Genomic DNA, 22,326 nt, shown 5'->3' with positions numbered 1-22,326 from the left:
GCCCAATTGCAATGAGGGATAGGCTGCGAAAGCATGTCACTGACCACGCGGGGGTCATCGAGGCGGGGTTCTCGATGCCAGCCACGCGCAACATATCGCCGGCATGAGTGCCGATCTCATCACGGAGCCGGCATCCGCGGGCGTCACACCCGATACTACGAACGCGCGGACAAACTGTTGCAAGTCCTGCGGTGTCGACGATGCGTGCGGGAAGGGCAAGCCCAGCGGCCATGGCCGACATTCGCCGCATATAGCGCCTGATTGGGAGGCGTCAGCAGGAGCAGGACAACTGGATCTCTCTTGCATTGGGATCGGTGCTGGCCCGTCCAATTTGAGCCTTGCGTGTCAGATACACGAGCAAATCGGGCACGGGGCATTGTTCTTGGATCGGCAAGTTGACTTCCGCTGGCATCCAGGCAGCGCATTCGACTCTTCAGAACTCCAGGTCAGCCACGTCAAGGATCTGGTAACGCTGGTGAATCCGCGATCCGCCTACACTTTCATAAACTACCTGCACGAGAACGGGCGTCTGTACCACTTCCTGAATGCACAGTTCGATGCTGTGCTCAGGGCTGAGTTCGAGCAATACCTGAACTGGGCGTTCCGCAGGAACCCACTTGTGCGCGGCGGCGAGACCGTCCGCGAAATACGCTATGATGGCGAGTTTCGGGTGCGGACGGACGACGCGGTGCTTAGTGCCAGAGACCTGGTGGTCGGCATCGGCAAGCAAGCGTGGATTCCACCTCAATTTCAGGGCTGGATCGGACGCAACCTGTTCCATTCATCCGATTTGCTGCACATCCATCCTGAGGTGCGGCAAAAACATGTTTGCGTCGTTGGTGGAGGCCAGTCGGGAGAGCCGAGGTACTGTTGCATTTGGTCGGTGGGCCAAGAGAACGGCGGCCTGCCTCGATCACCTGGGTCTCGCAGCGCGAAAACTACCTGCCCCTCGACAACAGCCCGTTCACAAACGAGTTGTTCATGCCCTGTTTTTCGGATCGTTTCGCGGCAATGAGCGAGCCGCAGCGCAAGCTGTTCCTGCGGCGTTTCGTGCTCGCCTCGGATGGTATTTCGGATCGCACTTTGCGCGCCGTCTACCAGGCGCTGTATCGCCACGAATTTCTTGAGCCAGACCTATGTGACATCGCACTGCGGCCGGGTTGCAACGTTTCGCGCTGCATCAACGCCGGCGCGGGTCACAACTTGACGCTGCAGCGCGGCTTGGGCGACGTCGAAGAAGTCACGGCCGACATCGTCATCCTGGCCACCGGTTACGAGAACGCCGTGCCAAGCTTTTTGGAACCGATGGCGGATCGGCTGCAACAGACCGACAATGAGTTGGTCATCAACGCGGATTTTTCGGTGTGCTGGGACGGACCGCGTGACAGACGCATCTTCGTACAGAACGCCAATCCCGGGCAGCGCGGGCTGGCCGATCCGAACCTAAGCCTGCTGGCTTGGCGAGCTCGCCGCATTCTTGACAGCCTTCTACAGCGCGCGCCGTGCGCGAACCCTGAGCATCCTGGCTTTATCAGCCGTACCACCGTCGAGAGCTGGCCCGACCCGGTAGCCGAAGAAATGGGCAGCGGGATATGACTCAGCGACTACTGATCATCGGCGGTGGCATCCAAGGAATTTTATCCGCCTCCGCTGCGGCGACGGCCGGAGTCCGCTCCGAACTCATCGTGACTGAACATGCCCTTGGACCTATGGGCGCATCGCTTTATTCTGCGGGCGAGGATTTGCCCCACGGTCGTCGAAACCGTACCAGGTCGCTCACTCGAAAGTGTGCAATGGCCCTGACGGCCATGGCTGCGTCGGCCGTCAGCGGAGGCTTCCGGCCCGTAGCGATGCGTGTGGTGGCTGGGCCGGGTGAGGTAAATGATCGGGACGAGCTTAGGGAAGCCCTGGGCCCGGCTTGGCCTCGGATGGGTCAGTCTAGCGCCGAACTTGTGCGGACAATACTCGTTTTTGGAGCATCGATGGACCCGATGCCAGCGACGTGCCTCCCTGATCGCCCGACCGGAACGGGAACTTGTCGCAAAAATTTTCGCGGCGCACGACTTGCGTTGCGTCAGGCTGCACGAAAGGTCGTCTTATCGGGCAGTCGTACCATCAACAGCATGCTCGGCCGTGACTACCATGCAGACGTACCGGATCGATAGATCTTTACGGGCCTGGGCGATCTCTCCATTGAGGAGGGACAACAAAGCCTTGCAATCCACCCGGAGCGGAACGCACTTTGCGTCGCCGTCTGCATGCCGTGGAGTATCGTCTCCGTGGGCCCACACCCTGACGGCGCCCGACTGCCTCTAACCGGAATGTTTGACCAACCACTCTTTCCAACAGGAGGCTTTTCGCATGTTGACCGATGCACAAAGAGAAAAGTGGAAGAAAGACGGATACGTCAGGCTCGAGAGGTTCTTCGATCCCGCGACTCTGGAAGGTATTTCCAGATCTGTTGAAGACATATCACGCTGGGATGTTAGCGATGATAAATGGCTCATGTGGTTCGAGAAGACGACTGATGATCGAAAGATCACCTCTAAGGCCGAGAATTTTCTGGACTTCCATGACCCATTGCGTCTTCTCCTCCTAGAAGATCAGCGCATAAACTCTGCGGTCGAGGATTTGCTTGGCGAAGATTCGCGCAGACTCAAGGAGTTGCTGATCTTCCACTATCCCGATAGCGGCGGTTATCGCCCGCATCAGGACATTTATCACATTCCACACAGGCTGCCCGACCGGATGGTCCATGCGATCGTTGCCATAGGCATTGACGATTCCGACCCGGACAATGGTGGCCTTTTCTTCAGCCCCGGCAACCACAAGAAGGGGGTATTTCCCATGGATGCCGGCGGGGTGATTGATCCTGAGGTCGCCGAAACATTCTCCTGGGAACCCGTAGTATGGAAGGCTGGCGACATCTTCATCTTCGACGATTATGCACCGCATTACTCGAAGCCGAATAAAAGCAATCGTTCGCGGCGGACGCTCTACTTGGTGTTCCAGCGTGCTTCAACCGGTGGACCGACCCGCGCTGAATATAACGTGCTTAAGCGCGCCCTTAATCCGCCAGAGGGCAAAGTGGCTGATCTCGACAACCTCAAGCTCCCAAACGGCATTTTCTATCGCGATTGAGCTCACGGAACCAGGCGGGAATGCAAACGAAACTGATCGGCCGCCAAAAAAATGCGCGGAGAGCATGGTTTTGATTGCCGGCTACTGGAGCATCGCCTGCAGTCCGTCACGACGCTTCGGTATGTCGATGTGAAGGTGTCGCCGGGCGCTCTTCTCTGACGCCTAAAGCCCTCCTGGCGCCCGTAGTTTCGCCCGCCTGGGGCCCAGAGCCGGACTATTCTGACGGGGGGCCAACGTGTCGGGCTGCCTTCGCAACTTGCAGCAGATGCTGTTGCGTCGGCAGCCGAAGAGACCACTGTTTCGACAGCTGAGGTTCGTCATGCGGAAATCCACGTTTTCTCGAACGCAGCTGTCGCGGGTGTTCGGTATCGACATGGCTGCGCTTGGGACGGGAAGCGCGGGCACCGGGTTTTCATTTGGCAAGGTGGCACCAGGCGTCACATCCGAGCCCCATCGGCACGACGAAATCGAGGCCTTCGTGGTCCTGTCTGGAGCGGGCAAGGTCAGGACCGACCTTGGGGAAATCTCGGTCGCAGCCGGCGATGTCGTTCTGTTCCATCCTTTTGAAGCGCATGTGCTGCACAACGATGGGCTCGAAAACCTAAACTTCGTCGATGTCTACTGGCGCGACGGCAAGGCCGCCCTCGAAGCTGCTGCCCTGGTCGCGATTCCCCGCGGGCCGATCTTCGTCTTCTCCACGCCGCCGACGCCGAATGGCGATCTGCATCTGGGGCATCTTTCTGGCCCTTATCTTGGCGCCGATGTCTACACGCGTTTCCTGCGCATGAAAGGGGTCGAAGCCTATCACCTGACTGGAAGCGACGATTACCAGAGCTACGTGGCCACGCGTGCCGATGCCGAGCAATCGACGCCCGCAAAGGTGGCGCGCCACTACGCCCATGAGATTCGAGCCACGCTTGCGCTTCTCGACTGTGAGGTCCACAGCTTCCTCCCGACTTTGGGCGATAGCGCTTATGCAGAGTTTCAAGCCGCGTGTTTCCGTAGTCTTCTGAGCAGCACGGCGGTAGATCTGCGCCAGAGCCCTGCGCTCTTCGATGCTGTGACAGGCGACTACCTTTACGAGCCGGATGTAAGCGGCCTCTGCCCCGATTGCGGCAGCTCCGCTGGTGGCAACATCTGCGAGGAATGCGGCGCACCGAACCTATGCCACGACCTAGATGCAGTCCGGTCGCGGCACTCGGCCGAGGCGCCGGTGGTCGGATCCGTGCGCCGTCCCGAACTTGCGCTGGAACGGTGCTACGACAATATCGACCGGCATTTAAGGGCGTCGGGCGCCCCAGTTCGGATCATGGACCTCTTCGCGCGTCTACGCCAACGTGGCGACTTTTCCGTGCCCATCACCCACCCCTCGGACTGGGGCCTGCCAGCCGAGGGGCTCCCGGGGCAGGTGATCTGGGTCTGGCCAGAGATGGCGTTTGGTTTTCTTTACAACATCCAGGCGCTAGCTACATCGCTCGGTCGAGACTGGGACGCGACCCTGCCCAGCAATGACTGGCAGATTGTCCATTTCTTCGGCTTCGATAATTCCTTCTATCACGCCCTGCTTTATCCGGCGCTTTATGCTGAGGTCTTCTCCCACTGGACCCCGCGCATGCGGTATTATGTGAACGAGTTCTACCTACTCGACGGCCAGAAGTTCTCGACCAGCCGCGGCCATGCGGTCTGGGGCAAAGAAGTTCTGGGACCAAAGAGAGTCGATGTCGTCCGTCTAAATTTGGGCCTGACGCGCCCGGAAGGTGAGCGAACGAACTTCACGCTGGACGCGCTACGCCGCACCGAGAACGAGGTGTTCCAAGGGATCTGGCTGAATTGGCTTGGTGCGCTGCATCGGGAAATCAAGCGGGACTTTGGCGGCTGTGTGCCCGACGCAGGCGACTGGGCCCCCGCCGATCGCGCTTTCTTTGCTCGGATAGAGATCCATCGCGCGGCGATGGAACGCGTCTATTCGGACGATGGCTTCTCGGTCCGGCAAGCGGCCGCGCAGGCCTGCGATTTCGTCAGCGATTGCGTAGTCTACCGACGGGCGCAAGACTATGAGGCGGCGCGACGTCTCTATTCCGCCCGCACCCGCACGTCGCTCGCCCTTCAGACGACGGCCGCTGCGATCCTGGCACAGACGCTCGCACCGCTGATGCCCCGATTCGCCAGCACGCTGGCGCGAGGTATCGATGGCGTCTCGACCGAGACATGGCCGCGGTCGGTCCAGAGGCTTGCGCCCGCAACGACCTTTGATCTCGGACCCATGTTGCCGTTCTATGCCAGAGCAGACATTCCTGTTCTCAATCAGGGGGAGGCATAATAGCCTATCGTAATTTCGACCAGATTTGGCCGGCAATCAAAGCCGATGATGCCGAAGCTTTACTCGCTACCACTGGTGCCGAAGGCCACTCGCAGACCATAGACACAAACACTGGCCGGCCTTAACCAACATATCGTCGAGGAGCTGGCCCGCGCCTTGGAGGATCGCTCGATTGACAGCTTTCCAGCGCTTGCCATTCGTGCCGCAAAATGCCGAGTGGGCTCCACTGCCCTGACCAACTTTTTCGGAATCGCGGAATTCCGACCAATTGCCAACTGGTCAATAAAGGTGATGCGGTCGGGGCGCTGGGTCAGCATAGCGCGCCCTGAATAATGCCTGGCGGGATCACGCCTCTCGTCTAGAGGAATGACCGGCCGCTATTTGCTGGCCGAATGCCTATTCGACCCAATTGAGCTTCCAGGGACGACGGGCCATCTATGGCGCAGATTTAGTATGGCCGCGCTCGAACGTGGGCCGATGGTGTCGCTCGATTCCTGACTGGAGAAGGGGAGCCAGCGCAGAAGAACCGTACCGTGGTGTAGCACTGCATTTTGTCAGCGCTCAACGCCGATCGCCCGCGCATCGCCGGCTCCGAATGATACTAGATGAGCCGACGCCAACTTTACCGCAAGGGCGCAGGCAAGCGGCTCTCGCCTTCAAGCGTCTGACGCAAGATGCTTGTCCAAAAGCTGACAGCGACAGAAAACTGTCGGGTTCAAAACAACCGGCCGTCTTGGGCTTGCGAGGTTTTCGAGGCCATTCACCCATTTACTGCGGGCAAAGCGCTGGCATGACGTTTGCTGGTTGAGATCGGCAATACTGAGTGAAGGCTGAGCGCATGGGAACACGCAAGACATTGATCCTAACCGGTGTGTTCCGTTTCTGAGAGACGAGCCAACTCGCGCATAAACGTCAGGAAAGGTGTGGGAATGGAGAGCAACATACTGCCTAGCGAGTCCCCGGCTCCTCCGATCAAAGTGGACGAGTGGCTACGTGGCGAACCCCTTACGAACTTTCAGCCGGGCAACGTGTAGGGATGACCAAGTGGAATCGAACCCCAGTAAATACGCCCCCTTTCTGCGGCGCGCCCGCAGTAACTGTATCCATGGAGCACAGGGTCGATCGTTTGCTGCAAGTCAAGGCTCGGACCTTAGGGACCTCCAACCGAGTCGCCGCGGCCGCGATATTCGATGCGAATTTGGCCCGTCGTTGAAGACGTCACAGTCCAGGACGTGTTCAAGATCGGCCACAGGGGCAGCACTTAGGTGGAATGGGCCTGGCAAGGCCGGACGTCTGCTGCGTAAGCGGGCCCGAAGTCGGCGTAACCGAAAGAGAAATCCTCCGTCGAGGACGAGACCTGAAATTGAGGAAACGAAATGTCGCACGCAGCGCTTGGCCCTGCCGTCAACAAGGACGGAGAGGCCCTTGCCCGCCGCTTCGTCGAATGCCTCCTTCGGCTGGTCCGTGCTCAGGACTTCCATCGCCCATGCCAGGGAAATCGGATACCGGACTGGTGGCCGATTTCCTCATCACTAAGGAACTGCGCCGGAATATCCAATCAGTGGCAATCCCAATCCGGACGCGCTGTGGAGGCTCGACATGTTTTAGACCGTAGTGGAGCGTGCAATCGAGGAGCGCTCAGGCGAGATGACATAGGCAACAACAGAAACGAAACCGACCGGTGCTCCGGGGGCGGGCTTTCACTGTCGGGCAGTTCGCCGCTCTGTCGAGGCGACTACCGGTTCGGCCTCGAGACTCTCCGGAAACTCGCGGATACCGGCGCGAAACTGGTCGGCGATGCGACTGCAGCTATTGCCTATCCCGTCGTGGCGCGGGCGTGAAGAAACCGATTTTCGAGGAAGGATCATGTCAAACCTGGATGAGATGGCGAAGAAAGTCCGAAAGCTTCAACTGCGCGCGGCAATTGCCAAGACGAACTTGCGCGACCTTGCCGAGGGTCTTCCAGTCAAATGGATTGAGATAGAGGAAGTCGCCGAGAAAACGCATGCCGTTTATGCCGAGTTGGATGGTGCCAGGAGAGAGCTCGCCAAAATGAAGACTTTGCGATGAGGAGCACATTCATCAGCCGCGACGGCTCCATATGGGTGCCGGAATATCTGGTCGCTATAGATGGCAAGATCTGTATCGGCTGCGGCCGCTGTTTCAAAGTCTGCTCGCGCGAGGTCATGCATCTTTACGGCGTCGACGACGCGGGCGAAATCCTCGGCGCCTGCGATGGCGGTGACGACGACTTCGATGGTGAGCTCAATCGCATGATCATGGTCGTTGACCATGCGGGCCGCTGCATTGGCTGCGGAGCCTGCGGCCGCGTCTGCCCAAAGAACTGCCAGACCCATGTCGCGGCCGACCAGATCGCAGCATGAGCTACATGATTTGACGAGACAAAATCAGGAGAACGGCGTTGAACTTCATGATCTTTTGTCGGCTCCTAGGGCTGCTCTTGTGCGGCACCGCTGCTACCGTTTACTTCGCTTCGCAGTCGATCCGTCTAACCGTCGTCGCCACGCTGGCCTGCTCGCTGCTGCTCCAGATGGTTTATTTCGCAAGTGTGCTCTTTCTGATTTGGCGATCCAGCTGCGCTGGCAAAGCCGGGCAAGGGCTGAGCTTTTCGATAGGTCCCAGGAAGTTCGGTACCAGTCGCCTGACGATGATGAGGGTAGGAATGAAACTCAAGATGGGGCCCAGCGCAGTCAAACGCTCGGCATATCGCTGCTACTCCCGTGAGGCGCCGTAACAAGATCTGAGCTCAGATTCATCGCTTTGTTCAAGTTTGATTATTGAGGTCATTGTCCCCTGGTATGATCGAAGGCGACGGCATTCTCATCGTTCTAACGCCAGGGGAATGCAGTTTCGGTTCTCCGGGCGGATTCGCCGATGACGGTCCTGTGTTTCGGCGTGCGATTTTGACACCTGATGGAGTGCGCCCCTGAGGGTGGACAGATATCAGGCTGCTGATTTGCCAGTCTGCCGGATGTGTTGATCCTCGCGATCATCTGCGCGACCGCATTCGCCGCGCCGTCTCTCGTGGCCGCGCCCTCTTGAATTGAAGGTACAGACAGTTCCTCTTTTAAAAGCGACATCCGCCCTGTCCGTCAGCCGGATAACAGCCAGGTCGAAATGGCAGCGAACGACCTTGCGGGGGCGCTCGGGTTCAGGCGTAGGTCGATGCCGAGAGGCACGTTCGGCATTGTCCGATAACCGACAATGTCATGCAACGCAGAGGAAGCTGACTCTTGGGTGTTAAATGCTTTTTGGCATGGCACGGTACATGCTCGTTATTGCGCAAAACGCACGGATTGAGTGGTCCCACCGCCACGAAAGTCGCTAGCTTACGCCACCTCCCAAGGCGAACCCGGCCCGGCAGGGAGCTCCGTCTCTGCCGGGCATGCCTTTCAGACGACTCGCGTTCAGAACAGCAGCGAGTTCACGTCAGCAACACCGACACAGATTACTAATCAGTTGCTGGATACCGCTAGGACCGACACGCTCGTCAACCACAATCCGACGACTTACGGCCGCGGCGAGGCCAGCCTTTCGAGGGCATTGGCACCCGTTTCGATCAGGTAGACGAGCACTTCGATCGAGCATCTGAAACCTATGTGAGGCGTTGAGCGCCACAAAAATCGCCTCGCGGAATTCGGCTCGGCAACCGTACAGTTCCTGCCGGTCCAATCGCAAACAAGAGCCACTGCGTTTTTATCGAAGTCTGTTGGTTTGGCGGTCTGGCTGCACTTGCAAAGCTGGCAAAAACGCAGATGCCGACCGCGTGTCGTCGTAGGTTTCCTAGGCGATGGTCGCCTCATCGCAGCATGGCGACGTGTGGATCGCTTCGTCACAATCGCAAGGAGAGCGCTGGAAATCCCCAAAGCTCTGATGGGTTCGGATAGCGCGGCCGACCAATCCAAGCAGCGCTTATGGAACGAGTTTTGCGTGGCTATTTCAGCTGAATGATCATCGCCGGAGAGAATATGCTAAAAAAATTCGAGCGTTACCCGCTCACCTTTGGACCCACACCCATCGAGAAGCTCGACCGGCTCGGCAAGCATCTGGGTGGCAAGGTCGAAATCTACGCCAAACGCGAGGACTGCAACTCCGGTCTGGCGTTCGGCGGCAACAAGCTGCGCAAGCTCGAATACATCATCCCCGACGCGATCGCGTCAGATGCCGATACCCTTGTCACCGTGGGCGGCGTGCAGTCCAACCATACGCGGATGGTCGCCGCCGTTGCCGCCAAGATCGGCATGAAATGTCTCCTGGTCCAGGAGAGCTGGGTTCCACATGAGGATGTCGTCTACGACCGGGTCGGCAACATTCTCTTGAGCCGCATCTTGGGCGCAGAGGTGCGTCTGGTCGACGATGGCTTTGACATCGGTATCCGCCGCAGCTGGGAAAAAGCGCTCTATGAGGTCAAGGCAAGGGGCGGCAGGCCCTATGCGATACCGGCCGGGGCATCTGTTCACCCGAATGGGGGCCTCGGCTATGTGGGGTTCGCGGAGGAAGTGCGCGCCCAGGAGGAACAGCTTGGGTTTGCCTTCGACTACATGGTCGTTTGCACGGTCACCGGTTCAACGCATGCCGGCATGCTCGTCGGATTCGCCAAGGACGGTCGGCAGCGCAACGTGATCGGTATCGATGCCTCTGCCACGCCTGCAAAAACCAAGCCGCAGGTGCTTGGGATTGCCCGACATACAGCGACCCTCGTCGAGCTCGGCACGGAACCTGTCGAGGATGACGTGGTGCTGCTCGAAGACTACGCGTACCCGCGGTACGGCATTCCATCCGAGGAAACTAAGGAGGCGATCCGTCTGTGTGCGCGGCTCGAGGGTATGATTACCGATCCCGTCTATGAGGGCAAATCGATGCAAGGGATGATCGACCTCGTTCAAAAAGGCTTTTTTCCAGCGGGCTCGAGGATCCTTTACGCGCATCTCGGCGGCGCGCCGGCCATCAACGGTTATGGCTACACCTTTCGCAATGGCTGATGCTCGACAGATCTCCACGTGCTGTGCCTGCCGTAACAGCGCTGCGCCAAGTTTGACCGAGGGCACGTTGGCAAACTTCAGCGGGCAGTTGTTAACTGCCGCCACGACGTGGGGTCGTGGTGCTGGCATGCTTGGCAGCATTTGCCTGTGCTCAATGTGTCCTGAAGCCGCATAAGAAGGGAGAAGACATGGCCGTTTGACTTTTTTGTCATTTTGCGGTGCGGCGATAATCGCCCTAAATTTGATAAATTGTAAGCCACCGAAGATATCCGCAGGCGCGTGGTACTTGAGCAGGTATGGAAGCTGTGACCAAGCGTGCTCGAGCGGGTCGTCGTCGGCGAGCACATCGCCGGACACCCTCAGCGCGGCAGTGAACTGGGCCAGCATGGGGGAGGGAAGAGCCGTCCTCCGCGAGCGTGACAGCGGGCAGTCGGTATCCGGCTTAACGAGGGCTTGCTCATACCTATTGCGAGCGTCGACGAGACTGTCGTCCCTTCGGCAATTTTGACCGAAACGGCGCGTTCAGCCGGCGCGTTGCCTTCGGGCGGGTTCCTCCACCTGGCGCTCTTTTAGCACTACGTGCGGAGGAGTTGGGGGCTACGACGTAGCTGAGCCGCTCTATACGGAGGGGCGCGCGAGGCGAGGCGACGATGAGGTCGAGTTGTCCCCCGATCGCCTCTACGCAGCTCTAAGTGTCGACAGATACATATCGGCCTGTTGCTCGATCTTCGAGACAAAGGGCTGCTTGATCTTGAGGGTCGTGGCAATCTCTGCCTGGCCTTGCCAGCCGCATGGCGCAGCTCGCCGAGGCTCTCGACCTCTGTCCTTTTAACTCTTCGAAACGTGCGTCGACACGCTCCCGACGCTCCTCAGGGAGGGCTGCGATCACGCCATCAAGCCTGCGTTCCATCACTTCCTCTCCTTCTTGTTCGCCGCCGCCCGGCGGTGAGATGCCCTTAATGGCATTTGTCCAATGGCGTGTTGATTGGTGGCCCGCAACGGGAAGTCGCATCTGGCCATTGCCATCGCCCGGGCGCTCATGCGCAGCATCACATTGATGAGTTCTTCAGGCATCCTGTCGACCGGATGGCACAAGGAAGCAGTAATCAAGCCTTCGCTCAATCCCTTGCGTGCCTCGGGCCCGATGTCGCGGCAGACGAGCCGGATTTTGCACTGCTGCTCCACAGCGAGTTCGCGCATAGCACGCAGGACGCCGGAAATGCCGCCGCCATTGACGGAGATGCCCCTGAGCTCGGGCTCCTCCGCTATCAGCCTACGAACGATTGCATAGGCGTTCTCCGGCGCCTCATGGGTCAGGAGGGTTTCGCTGACGTGGAACTCGGGCGCGTGCTCGCGCATGTAGGAGCGAAAGCTCGCATCCGAGATGTCTTGGAACTGATAACGGTTGCTGCCGATGAGAGGAAAGACCTTGCCGGGCCGACCGGACGTCTGGCTGATAAACCATGCGGCGGTGCGTGCGGCCGGCCTTCCAGTTGTCGGTTCCCACAAAGCCGGCCCGGCTGGCGGCGGACAGGTCGGTGACGTAGGCGATCACCGGAACGCCCTTGACGCGCAACTCGTCAATCGTCTGGCCGACGAGCGGGTGATCGGCCGAGATCACCGCGATTGCATTGGCGCTTCCGCCTATCTTGAGCAGATTGGCAGCAACCGCTTCGGGGGAAGGGTCGTCCTCGAACAGAACGTCTGGCTCAATAACCGCATCTGTGCGTCGCGCGCAGGCACTGAGAAGCGCCTCGGCCCAGATCTGACAGAGCGGCCGGTTTGATTGCTGCATGAGAAAGCTCAAGCGCCGATGCGGGAGATTGTCCCGCCTGCGTTCGTGCAGCGGCCCCGAACTGCGGAAGCCGATCTGCTGCGCTGCGCTCAAGATGAGGTCGGCCGTCTGCGGTCGCAGTGTGCCAGTACCGTGCAAGAGCCTATTGACCGTGGAAACACTTACGCCCGCGGCTTTCGCCAGATCGGCGATCGTTGGCCTGTTCATCAGCCGCCTCCATATGTGATTCGTGAATGACGCCTTCGAAGTGCAAATGCCATGTCACCGGCGAAAGAGGCGTAGGTCTCCGGATTCTTCGAGGGAGGCCTGACATATTGCACGAATCTCCGCGCAGCCTGACGCCCAATCGGAGCCCGGTTTTTTCCGATGGCGCCACCCGCGCCGCGGCTGTGCGATCCGAAGCCGCGTCGCGCGCTGCAACGCGAAGGCGCCAATCTGTGTGACATCAATGGGCGCTGCTTTCTGGACCTCAATCAATACTTTCGCCATTCTGATTCATTGGGGGGCTTTGCCCCGGCGCTTGATGCGGTCGCGCGTATCCTTCATGACGGCAGCCGCCTTTCAATTCGACGGCACATGAGTCGACCTTGCTGGGCTACCTGCTCGATTGTCTTCCGGCGGTCGAGCAGATCCATTTCGTCAATCGACACTGAGGCTGTGATGATCGCCATCAAGGCGGCGCGCGCATTCACTGAACGCACGAGCATTGCCAGATCGAAGGCGCTATCAGGAATCCTTTGATTGGCCCGAGGCGGGGCCAGGGGAGGGATATCCGCAACATCGCGTCGCCGCAGGCGTCTGCGCCCGTGCCAGCTCACGCAGGCGCTGGCATCGATTGCCGATGAGGTCGTCATTCTTCGTTCAATGATGCCAGTGGTGCGGCCATGCTGGTGATGGACTGCATGGACGATCCTCCACATAAGGGCAGGCTCGGGCATCAACTGCCTCTCGTCGAAACCACAACCTCCCCCTTTTTTCTTGGCAGTACGCTCCACGATCAAATCCGACCGGGATCCAGGATAACAACCGCAGCCTGCTCGCCGTGGTGCTGAACTCCCCCACGAAACAGCACCATGCGAACGGCGAAGATCATCAAAGTCGATGGTATGGAACAGCCCTTCGAAACGGCATCGAAGGCGCGTACCTGGTCGTGCTGAACATCACAAAGAGAAGGAAACGATCTATGGAACAGATTGCCACCGTCAGCCTGGATCATGGCGCTCACGTCATTTCATGGGCGGTCACGGGTGCCTCTTTGCAGGATCGGAATTGCTCCCATCCTGCTGCGCGAAGATTACACTCGACGCAAGTACCGCAACCGAAACCCCAGCTATGTCTATGCTCGCGGTCTCCGCTATAGCAGGTGTGACTTCCTTCGCAGATGAGCTTCACCAGCGCCTCGCCGCCCAGCCAATCCGCCAGCGCCCAGGTCTGCGCCTTGTCACACTGCGTGAGGGGTGTGTGAATGACGAAACGCGTTTCCATTCCAAGGTTCAGGGCAAGTTGCATCGCCTTAACTGCGTCATCTCGACAATCCGGGTAGCTGAAACGATCCCTCTCGGACACGCCGATTACGAGGTGATTCGCGCCCATCCGGTAAGCTATCGCGGCCGCAAAGCCGAGGAACAGAAGGTTGCGGCCAGGCACGAAGGTATTTGTTATGCCGTTCGCGTTCAGTGCGATCTCGACGTCGCGCGTGAGCGCGGTATCACTGATTTGACCGAGCACGGCCATGTCAATCATGTGGTCCTCGCCCAGTCGACCACGCCAGGCCGGAAAGTCTGTTCGAATGCGCTCGATCAGGTAAGGCCGCACATCGAGCTCGATCCGATGCCGCTGCCCATAGTCGAAGCCGATTGTCTCGACGCGCTCGAAGTTCTCCAGCGCCCAAGCCAGGCAGGTTGTCGAATCCTGGCCGCCGGAGAAAAGGACGAGTGCGGTTCCCGGATCTCGTTGCATCGGGTCAACCCTCGTATTCAGCCCAGCACAGCGGTGTCTCATAGACTGTTACCGAGCACATTTGGCCAAGAAGCGGCTTGGTTTGGTTCCAAATCCAGACCGCAATTTTTTCCGCGGTCGGATTGTCGAGACCCTCAATCTCATTCAGATACTGATGGTCGAGACGTTGTAGAAGCGGTCCGAACACAGCCTTGACATCGAAGAAATCGATGACAAAGCCCGTATCTGGATCGACGGGCCTTCCAGACACAGTTCCACACGGTATGAGTGGCCATGCATGCGGTGACAGCGATGGGTCTTTGGCACGCGCGGAAGACAGTGCGCTGCCTCGAAGGTGAAAGCTTGCGTAATTTTCATGGGATCCCGAGAAGTTTGTGGGTTTGCAGGCTCAGGCGCCAACGTGGGTTGGCAAGACAATAGGCCATTGCGGCGGCCGTATTCGCCTCGCGCTCGGGCCCATCCATCGGCTGAAGCAAAAGGTGCTCAAACGCGAGAACTTCGAAATGTTCAGGCTCCGCGCCAATCTGAGGATATACAAGCTTTAGCTCGTCCCCTGCCATCACCACGAGGCGTGCATTGCATTTCGGACTGACGCACAGCCAGTCGATGCCGGCGAGTGTGGGAATGGTACCGTTGGTCTCCACGGCAATTTCAAACGCCAGGAAATGCAGCGCTTCCAGGAGTTCTTCATCGATCTGGAGGAGGGGTTCCCCTCCGGTGAGCACGACAAGACGCTGCCCAGTTCCCGACCCGCGCCAGGCCTGTTCGACCGCCAACGCAAGCTCCCGTGCGGTGGCAAAATGTCCGCCACCGGGGCCATCTACCCCAACGAAATCGGTGTCGCAGAATCCGCAGAATGCTCTTGCCCGGTCGCCTTCACGTCCCGACCAAAGGTTACAGCCGGCGAAACGACAAAATACGGCAGCCCGCCCGGCATTTCGTCCTTCGCCTTGAAGGGTGTAGAAAATTTCCTTGACCGCATATGACATTGCTTACGCGGCCTTCGACTGAGCAAGGGAGCGCCTCTGCTGGCTTACGAGACGCGGCAAAAGGTGGGAAATGTGCCACTGCACGTTTTGCAGCGCGTTCGACCGTCGAGGCTCGTTACCGCAAACCCACTCGCTCGAACTCCACGCAGAATTAGGTTTCAGCGGGTGGAGATTGCGGGGGGCCTTTCGCTCCTCGAAGCCTATCACCAAGAGAAACGCCTCGATCTCGCCGCTCATCGCGAGGATGCCTTGACGAGCACGAGGCGTGAGAATCCTGGTGTCTCCTCGAAAGCCTTCCTAACCGCACGGAAAAACTCGCTCATCAGCCGCAAGCCGCGCTCCAGGATGAGGCGGTCGAGCGATGAGTAGATCGTGTGCGGCGGCAGGGCGCCGAGAAAATCCGCTATGTCCCGATCGGTGATCTGAAGGGCTTCATCGATGGTCTTGCCGACGATGAATTCGGTAAATGTCGAGGAAGCGGTTATGGCCGAGCCGCGGCCGAAGGTCTGGAACGTTGCGGCAGTAATCGTCTCGGTCCTGGGGTCGAAACCCATTATTAATTTAAGCCCGTCGCCGCAGGCGACGGCGCCGACCTCGCCGGCCGCATTGGGGGTGTCCAAAGCGCCGACATTGTGCGGGTTGATGAAATAGAGCTTGTCGCTGAAGAGGTAGACGTTTTCGGTATTATCCCGCACGGCGCCTATCCTTGTCGTGATGGCGGCTAGCCGAAGGACTTGCCGCAGGCGCATTTGTCCCGCGCATTGGGATTGTCGAAGACAAAGCCCGAGGACTCCAGGCCCGTGACGAAGTCAACGGTCGTGCCGGCGAGATGGGGCTGGGAGCTTGCGTCGACGAACACCTTGACCCCGTCCGTCTCCATGATGGCATCCCCCTCGCGCGAGACGCTTTCCAGACCCATCAGGTATTTGAGGCCGGCGCAGCCGCCCGCCTCGACCATGATGCGAAAGCCTTCCGCCGGTTCGTCGGCGCGGGCAAGCGCGGTCTTGACGGCAGCGACGGCGTTTTCAGTGAGTGTGATCATGGGACTATTTTCTTGCTGATGCGTTCGCAAGTCGCGCAGCACAGAACGTGCCAGAGAGGAAGATTGGATTAAAACACCGGGTTAGCGGATTTGACGCCCTGTCTCACATCCAACAATTGTCGGATGTCGGACAGAGTGAAACCTTGCGTAGAAAAAGCGGCATCGGACACATCGCCAGCGGCGTCGCCAGAGCCAGCGTTTTCGATCGTATGAATGTTGACCAGTGTAAGGGTGGGAACTCTTAGTCGTGGTGCGCTCCAAAAGCCGCGCCATCGTCACTACCAGTGCGGAGGCGAACACCGGGGTTGTCGATACCGCTACGATGGCGCCTTCTCGAAGCAGCGCCGTCTGCGTCAGCTCGTGGGTGGCGAACACCACTCGCGTGGTCGGCCCGTGGCCTGCAGTGCGGCCGTCACCTCGCGAGGGCCGACTGAGGCATTGTAGACGCCGCGAAGCCAGGGGTTGGCCAACGCGCCGCCCAGCGAACGGCCCCATCACCGCCGGCGGCCACGGCCGCGATTAGAGGCCGCGGTCAGTTCCAGTTTTGTCGCCAGTTCGCGGTCTGGCTCGTCCGCGTTCCAAAACGAAACTCGAGCGAGCATCGGTCTCGCCGTCACATCGAAGCAGAGAAATCGCTATCTGTCACAGCTACTCGTCGGCAAGGATCCCGTCACGGCCGACATAGAGAAATACCCAAGCATCGTGATTGCAGTCATGCTTGGAAAAACCGGTGCGGCTATGTCAGTTGCCCCCGCCAACAACGCCGCCGATAGCGTTGCCGCAAGGCGGGTACTGACTGTCACGCTATCGCTATCCCAAGCGTTGCAACAGATTCGTCAAACAAGTTTACAGACTCTTTGCGAATGCAAGTCGCTGACCATGATAGGTTCGCTTTAAGTCAGAGATTGGCCGCAGCTAATCGTAGAAATCAATGGTTTGGAATGCGTCCGACAAGAACCTGCAACGTGGATCGCAAGACTCATGAGAGGCCCTTTAATGGATATCGACATTTTCGACGCTTACGAGTCTAACGTTCGTCGCTATGGACGATCATTTCCAACAGTCTTCAAAAAGTCACTTGGGGCGACAATCTGGGACGAGTCCGGAAAGCCATATATTGATTTCCTTGTAGGGTCCGGCGCGCTCAATTACGGTCATAACAACCCGGATATCATTGCGCCGGCAATTCAATATCTCGCCGATCAAAATATTGTCTTGTCGCTTGATATGTATACAGCTGCAAAGCGTGATTTCATCGAAGTGTTCGTCAATTCGATCCTGAAGCCCCGGGGCCTTTCTTACAAGATACAGTTTCCTGGGCCAACCGGGACAAACGCTAACGAAGCGGCGTTGGCGCTGGCGCGAAAATATACCGGCCGCTCGAGTGTCATGGCCTTCACAAATTCGTACCATGGCATGTCGCTCGGCTCCTTGGCGGTGTCGGGTTCAGCGTCAACCAGACAGCTTGGCGGCGTTGCTCGCCACGATGTGATCCGTGTCCCTTACGAGAACTACCCGAACCAAACTTTCGATTCCGCGAGTTACATTGATCACGTGTTGGGCGACCCAGGCAGCGGGATAGAAAAGCCGGCCGCAATCATCCTGGAGCCCATCCAGGCAGAAGGCGGCATGAACACTGCATCCGCACCTTGGCTTGCAGAAATTCAGCGCATTTGCCGTAAGCACGACGTTGTTTTCATCGTCGATGACATTCAGGCAGGTTCGGGACGAACGGGCGATTTCTTCTCGTTCGAGTTCGCGAAAATCGAGCCCGACATCGTGTGTCTTTCGAAATCGCTAAGCGGTTCAGGTAATCCGTTGTCCATAGTTCTGATTCGCCCCGACATGGATATATGGAAACCGGGAGAACACAGCGGGACCTTTAGAGGCAATAATCTCGCCTTTGTGACTTCCGCGGCCATGTGCAAAATGTGGTCCGATAGGCGGTTTACTAAAGCCGTCGAGGGGACGGCCGTCAAACTGCAAGAGCACCTTGATCGCCTCGTTGCGAAATTTCCCAAGTGCATCGAACAAAAGCGCGGCCGTGGTCTGATGGCCGGCCTTAAGTGCCGGTCACAGGCCGTTGTTGGCCGTGTGCACGATGTCGCGTTCGAAAAGGGCCTGCTGATCGAATCCTCCGGGCCAAATCGCGACGTCATCAAAGTCCTTCCGCCGATAACAATCTCAGATGACGAACTTGATCACGGCATTGCCATCCTCGATCAGGCACTACAGGAGAAAACCAATGGCGACTAACCAAGTAGCTCAAACGCCGGCCATCTCGCCTCTTACGATCAAAGAACGAACCGGCTCGATCAGCACTGCGGAGATCATCTCAGTCCTAAAAGGTGAGATCACGGCTCTGCACATCAGCCAAGCTTTCAGCACCGAAATAGCCGAGGAGATCACCGCGAAGTTTTTTGGCAGTCCCGGTCTCAACGAGCGCAAAGATGGCGTGCCGGGGCAATATGTCGGTGCATCCCACTACAGGAAGGATGCAGCCACCTATTTCAAGGAGGCGGAAAATGCGCGGCCGCACGTTGACGCCCTTTTTGGCAATTTAGTTGACCCGGTCCGAGCCGTATTCGACGCATTGAAGCGCGAGCTTCACAAACAAGGCATTGAATTGCGGTTGGCGCGTTCAGAACACGGTCAGGCTAACGTTTGTCGGGCTCTCAGTTGGACCGGCAGCGGCACATTTTCCTTGGACCCCCACGACGATGTCGCTCAAGTGCTACGTGCTGGGAACGACTACGAGCTCTCTGCGGTGGCGCACAATACCGTCGCCGCGCTCAACTTCTACCCTAGTATGTCCGAGGAAGGCGGCAATCTGCGGCTCTGGAGCCACAAGCCGACAGTTGACGACCGAAAGTCGCAGGGTGTGGAGACCACGGGATATCCCTATTCGGCAGCTTATCTCGAGGCCGTGCCTAGTCGCGAAATCCAGCTCAAGGCCGGGGATATCGCGCTACTTGACGGCGGTTTCGTTCATGGGGTTACCGGTCAAGCAGGCAACGGAAAGCGTCGCGTGCTGCTGAATTGCTTTTTCGGATTTGCGCGGCCAGATCTTGTTCTCTGGTGGACTTGAAGTTGGATGTCGCAGCGACTGACCGGATTCCGCCGAAGGTCAAGGCTTCAACATCCTTGCTAACGGGTGACCTGCCGCGGGTAATTTCCTTCGGAATAGCAGGTCATCGCGGTTTTGCGCGAGCGCGCGCCAAGCGCGAAGGGGTGGCGAAGCTGCGGCTCGCCGTGGGTTGGAATGGCGGGCCTGTTCGATTATCACCGCTGACGGCAAGATGCTCCGCTTCCGGGTCCCGTCGGCCTCCGGAGACGGATCTGCGTGCCCGGCTGCTCGACCTGCCCAGCGAGCGCCGGCGCTTCAGCTGTCTTCGGCTGTTCATCCTGCTCATCCGCGAGGGCGAACGGTCGGGATCAAGCTGGCGGCGCGCAAGCGATCACAGCGACGGGCAGTCGGCACACGGGCACCGATCCTGGTCAAGACGCGGCCGAACGCACGTTGTTCGCTGGATCTCGTGCACGACCAGGTCGCCTGCGTCCGGCGGTGCCGCGTGCTCAACATCGTCAACGATGTGACACTTGAGTGCCTGGCCGCGATACCCCTTGTACTGCACGGAAGGTTTTTTGTGCGATGTAAGCGACTGAGCCTCGAACCAGATGGCCATCCGGTTCGAGGCTTGGCGAAGTCGCCCGTTACCCCTCCGGTTACAACCGTGGATGAGCTTGGGATCTTCGCCTTCGTCACGTACGACCGAATAGTCGCTTGGCTCCAATCGCACGCACAAGGCAGGTTACCGTGAACAAGACTATCTGTGGAGTGGATATTTCGAAGGACTGGCCTCGATACCCATGTCGTGCCGGGCGGAGCGGCGGGCCGCTTCCGCAATGATGCGGCAGGCATAGCCGAGCTCGCCGCCTGGTGTCAGGCCAATGGCGTCGAGCTCGTCGTTATGGAGGCCAGTGGCGGCTATGAGCGCTTGCCCTTCCTGTTGCTGTGTGTCGCATTGCCTCAAGGAAAATGTTACCGCGCGGGTTCGTTGCCTCACCTAAAATGTTACCCGTGAAGGCGCATGTCGCCATGGTGCCTTCACCACCAGGGAGGCAACATGAAGACGAAGATGACACATGCCATGCGTATGGAACTGGCCAATGCAGTCAGGGATCGCTATGCGGCCGCGACGACCAAGGACAAGCGCCGGATCTTGGAGGAGTTCATTGCGGCGACGGGGTATCACGAAAAGTCCGCAATCCGTGTCCTGAACAGCCACCCGGAGCCGAAGCACCGTCAGACCCGCCAACGCCTGTCGCTCTATGATGAGGCCGCTCGGGCCGCCTTGATTGTGCTGTGGGAAGCTTCAGATCGAGTCTGCGGCAAGCGCCTCAAGGCACTGCTGCCCATTCTGTTGCCGGCGCTGGAACGCAATCGACATTTGAAGCTCGAGGAGGAGATACGCCACAAGATCCTGTCGATGAGCGCCGCCACGATCGACCGCTTGCTCCAGATGCCAAGGCGCACCATGCGTACGAAAAAGCCGCCAAGGGTTGTGCCAGAGCCCCGGCGGCGCATCAAAATGCGCACCTTTGCCGACTGGAACGAGCCGCTGCCCGGCAGCATGGAGATGGACCTGGTCGCTCATTGCGGGGGAGTCAACCGCGGTAGCTACGTTCACAGCCTGGTTCTGACCGACATCGCGAGCGGATGGACGGAGGCCGCGCCCATCGTGGTCCGAGAAGGTACCCTCGTGGTCGAGACACTCGACCGGATCCGCACGGGCTTGCCCTTTGCCCTGAGAGCGCTGGATGTGGATAATGGCAGCGAGTTCGTCAACAACAGGCTGATCGAATATTGCCTTGGTCACGGCATCGAACTCACTCGCTCGCGGCCTTACCGTAAGAACGACCAAGCGTGGATAGAGCAGAAAAATGGCGCCGTTGTACGGAAGCTCCTGGGGTATCGGCGCTTCGAGGGCTTGGCGGCGGCCAGAGCGATCACGCGCCTCTACGCGGCATCCCGGCTGTTCGTGAACTTCTTCCAGCCCTCGTTCAAGCTGGCTGCCAAACAGCGTGACGGTGCGAAGGTGGCCAAGCGCTATCATCCGCCGCAGACGCCCTGCGAGCGTCTCCTGCAGGCGGAGGCTATCCCGATGACCGCCAAGAACAAGCTGCGCGAGATCGCCGGCGACCTCGATCCGCTGAAGCTGCTGGAGGAGATGCGAGCTGTCCAGGCTTATCTGGCGGCGCTGGCTGACGGCGAAACACCGCCACCGGCGACATCGGAACCGCCCAACCTGGCCGCGTTCGTAGCCAGCCTATCGAGCGCCTGGCATGCGGGCGAGATACGTCCGACCTTCTCCATTGAGGCCAAACCGCGTTACCTGCGAAGTCTACAAAAGGTCTCGACACAAACCCTTATTGCGAGTCCCACCGCCACGCTCAAACCGGTGATCCCACCCACTCCTCCCGTGACAGCCGCGAAGATGCAGGAGAAGCCGAAGCCGGTCTACGCCGAGCCTGGCCAAGCCCGCGTCCAGGCGCTCCGCATGGTGTGGCCGATCGTTTGTCGCCGATTGGAGGAATTCCCCAACATCAACGCCACGCAGCTCTTCGAGGAGCTGTGTGTCCAGTTTCCAGGTCGATTTACCCGCAAGCAGTACAAAACACTCGTTCGACGGGTCAATCTCTGGCGCCAAGCGGCTCGCGCCCGCGGTGTTGTCGTTGGGCCAAAGACTTATCGTCGGCTCAACGACAAACCGCGCGGCCGACGTCCCGACATCTTCAAGGACCATTGGGAAGAGATGGCACGATGCCTTGAAGAGCGTCCGGATCAGACCGCACTTGAACTTCTCGTCGAGTTCCAGGTCCGTTATCCTGGACGATACAGCTTGCACCAGCTTCACACGTTGCAGAAGCGAGTAAGGGCGTGGCGACAACAAGCCGTGCAGCGGCTCATCGGCGAGGTCAGCCGCCTAGCGCCGTATGTCGCTTCAGATTCCGCACGTCTGGCGAGCGGGTAACATCCTTGGTGAGGCAGCCGGTAACAAAATTACGTGAGGCAA

At 58.9% G+C, this 22,326-nt stretch carries 19 protein-coding genes and 4 pseudogenes; 14 read left to right on the top strand and 9 right to left on the bottom strand.

Going from position 1 to position 22,326, the window contains the following annotated elements:
- Positions 1 to 103: 103 nt before the first annotated feature.
- The 8 genes from JG739_RS36145 (at position 104) to JG739_RS30290 (ending at position 10,464) form a co-directional block, all read left to right on the top strand.
- Complete coding sequence (locus JG739_RS36145; protein WP_274609414.1) at positions 104 to 1,015, top strand: SidA/IucD/PvdA family monooxygenase; 912 nt, start codon at positions 104 to 106, stop codon at positions 1,013 to 1,015.
- A complete protein-coding gene (locus tag JG739_RS36140; RefSeq protein WP_274609474.1) occupies positions 913 to 1,596 on the top strand; it encodes a SidA/IucD/PvdA family monooxygenase in 684 nt (227 codons plus the stop codon). The genes JG739_RS36145 and JG739_RS36140 overlap by 103 nt, the downstream gene beginning before the upstream one ends.
- Positions 1,597 to 2,361: 765 nt before the next feature.
- Positions 2,362 to 3,141 (top strand): phytanoyl-CoA dioxygenase family protein, encoded by a 780-nt coding sequence (locus tag JG739_RS30315; RefSeq protein WP_202364577.1) that lies wholly within the window; start codon positions 2,362 to 2,364, stop codon positions 3,139 to 3,141.
- Positions 3,142 to 3,460: 319 nt separating this feature from the next.
- Complete coding sequence (locus JG739_RS30310) at positions 3,461 to 5,461, top strand: class I tRNA ligase family protein (RefSeq protein ID WP_202364576.1); 2,001 nt, start codon at positions 3,461 to 3,463, stop codon at positions 5,459 to 5,461.
- 1,866 nt (positions 5,462 to 7,327) lie between these two features.
- On the top strand, positions 7,328 to 7,531 hold the full coding sequence (locus tag JG739_RS30305; RefSeq protein WP_027033222.1) for a CCE_0567 family metalloprotein: 204 nt from the start codon (positions 7,328 to 7,330) through the stop codon (positions 7,529 to 7,531).
- The gene (fdxB, locus tag JG739_RS30300) at positions 7,528 to 7,845 is read left to right on the top strand and encodes a ferredoxin III, nif-specific (RefSeq protein ID WP_202364575.1); all 318 of its coding nucleotides are present in this window, start codon (positions 7,528 to 7,530) and stop codon (positions 7,843 to 7,845) included. The genes JG739_RS30305 and fdxB overlap by 4 nt, the downstream gene beginning before the upstream one ends.
- A 47-nt stretch (positions 7,846 to 7,892) precedes the next feature.
- Positions 7,893 to 8,216, top strand: a complete 324-nt coding sequence (locus JG739_RS30295; protein WP_244749998.1) for an exopolysaccharide production repressor protein — start codon at positions 7,893 to 7,895, stop codon at positions 8,214 to 8,216.
- Positions 8,217 to 9,450: 1,234 nt separating this feature from the next.
- Positions 9,451 to 10,464, top strand: a complete 1,014-nt coding sequence (locus JG739_RS30290) for a 1-aminocyclopropane-1-carboxylate deaminase (protein ID WP_202364574.1) — start codon at positions 9,451 to 9,453, stop codon at positions 10,462 to 10,464.
- Positions 10,465 to 11,373: 909 nt separating this feature from the next.
- Here JG739_RS30290 and JG739_RS35730 read toward each other — a convergent pair.
- Positions 11,374 to 11,823 carry a hypothetical protein gene (locus tag JG739_RS35730; RefSeq protein ID WP_244749637.1) on the bottom strand — a complete coding sequence of 150 codons (450 nt, stop codon included), beginning with the start codon at positions 11,821 to 11,823 and terminating at the stop codon, positions 11,374 to 11,376.
- A gap of 70 nt (positions 11,824 to 11,893) precedes the next feature.
- Here JG739_RS35730 and JG739_RS35725 point away from each other — a divergent pair, with 70 nt between their 5' ends.
- Entirely contained in the window at positions 11,894 to 12,250 is a 357-nt protein-coding gene (locus tag JG739_RS35725) for a hypothetical protein (protein WP_244750007.1), read from the top strand.
- A gap of 132 nt (positions 12,251 to 12,382) precedes the next feature.
- Here JG739_RS35725 and JG739_RS35720 read toward each other — a convergent pair.
- The 8 genes and pseudogenes from JG739_RS35720 to JG739_RS30250 all read right to left on the bottom strand — a co-directional run.
- Positions 12,383 to 12,466: pseudogene (locus JG739_RS35720) on the bottom strand (LacI family DNA-binding transcriptional regulator); the annotation flags it as partial.
- A gap of 335 nt (positions 12,467 to 12,801) precedes the next feature.
- Positions 12,802 to 13,254: a hypothetical protein gene (locus tag JG739_RS30280; RefSeq protein ID WP_202324309.1), complete on the bottom strand. Its 453-nt coding sequence runs from the start codon at positions 13,252 to 13,254 to the stop codon at positions 12,802 to 12,804.
- A 2-nt stretch (positions 13,255 to 13,256) separates the two neighbouring features.
- Positions 13,257 to 13,484, bottom strand: coding sequence for a hypothetical protein (locus JG739_RS30275; RefSeq protein ID WP_202364573.1), 228 nt, complete (start codon positions 13,482 to 13,484; stop codon positions 13,257 to 13,259).
- Positions 13,481 to 14,218: a 7-cyano-7-deazaguanine synthase QueC gene (gene queC, locus JG739_RS30270; RefSeq protein ID WP_202364572.1), complete on the bottom strand. Its 738-nt coding sequence runs from the start codon at positions 14,216 to 14,218 to the stop codon at positions 13,481 to 13,483. Before queC ends, JG739_RS30275 begins: the two co-directional genes overlap by 4 nt.
- Positions 14,219 to 14,222: 4 nt before the next feature.
- Positions 14,223 to 14,575 (bottom strand): annotated as a pseudogene (queD, locus tag JG739_RS30265) (6-carboxytetrahydropterin synthase QueD).
- Entirely contained in the window at positions 14,572 to 15,207 is a 636-nt protein-coding gene (queE, locus tag JG739_RS30260; RefSeq protein ID WP_202364571.1) for a 7-carboxy-7-deazaguanine synthase, read from the bottom strand. Before queE ends, queD begins: the two are co-directional and overlap by 4 nt.
- A gap of 233 nt (positions 15,208 to 15,440) precedes the next feature.
- On the bottom strand, positions 15,441 to 15,902 hold the full coding sequence (locus tag JG739_RS30255; protein ID WP_202364570.1) for an iron-sulfur cluster assembly scaffold protein: 462 nt from the start codon (positions 15,900 to 15,902) through the stop codon (positions 15,441 to 15,443).
- A 26-nt stretch (positions 15,903 to 15,928) separates the two neighbouring features.
- Complete coding sequence (locus JG739_RS30250) at positions 15,929 to 16,249, bottom strand: HesB/IscA family protein (RefSeq protein ID WP_096453683.1); 321 nt, start codon at positions 16,247 to 16,249, stop codon at positions 15,929 to 15,931.
- Between the two features lie 996 nt (positions 16,250 to 17,245).
- On the opposite strand from JG739_RS30250, the gene ectB reads away from it, so the two are divergent.
- The 5 genes and pseudogenes from ectB to JG739_RS30235 all read left to right on the top strand — a co-directional run bounded on the left by ectB (position 17,246) and on the right by JG739_RS30235 (position 22,284).
- Positions 17,246 to 18,505, top strand: a complete 1,260-nt coding sequence (gene ectB, locus JG739_RS30245; RefSeq protein ID WP_202364569.1) for a diaminobutyrate--2-oxoglutarate transaminase — start codon at positions 17,246 to 17,248, stop codon at positions 18,503 to 18,505.
- A complete protein-coding gene (locus tag JG739_RS30240; RefSeq protein WP_202364568.1) occupies positions 18,495 to 19,337 on the top strand; it encodes a 2OG-Fe(II)-dependent halogenase WelO5 family protein in 843 nt (280 codons plus the stop codon). Before ectB ends, JG739_RS30240 begins: the two co-directional genes overlap by 11 nt.
- Before the next feature lie 131 nt (positions 19,338 to 19,468).
- Positions 19,469 to 19,938 (top strand): annotated as a pseudogene (locus JG739_RS35715) (IS3 family transposase); the annotation flags it as partial.
- Between the two features lie 149 nt (positions 19,939 to 20,087).
- Positions 20,088 to 20,244 (top strand): annotated as a pseudogene (locus tag JG739_RS36550) (IS110 family transposase); the annotation flags it as partial.
- Between the two features lie 132 nt (positions 20,245 to 20,376).
- Positions 20,377 to 22,284, top strand: coding sequence for a DDE-type integrase/transposase/recombinase (locus tag JG739_RS30235; RefSeq protein WP_202364567.1), 1,908 nt, complete (start codon positions 20,377 to 20,379; stop codon positions 22,282 to 22,284).
- Positions 22,285 to 22,326: the final 42 nt, after the last annotated feature.

Origin of the sequence: Mesorhizobium sp. L-2-11, assembly GCF_016756595.1 — a bacterium.
Lineage (GTDB): Bacteria > Pseudomonadota > Alphaproteobacteria > Rhizobiales > Rhizobiaceae > Mesorhizobium.
Note: the sequence above shows the minus strand (reverse complement) of the source record. Positions and strands in the feature narration are given on the sequence as shown.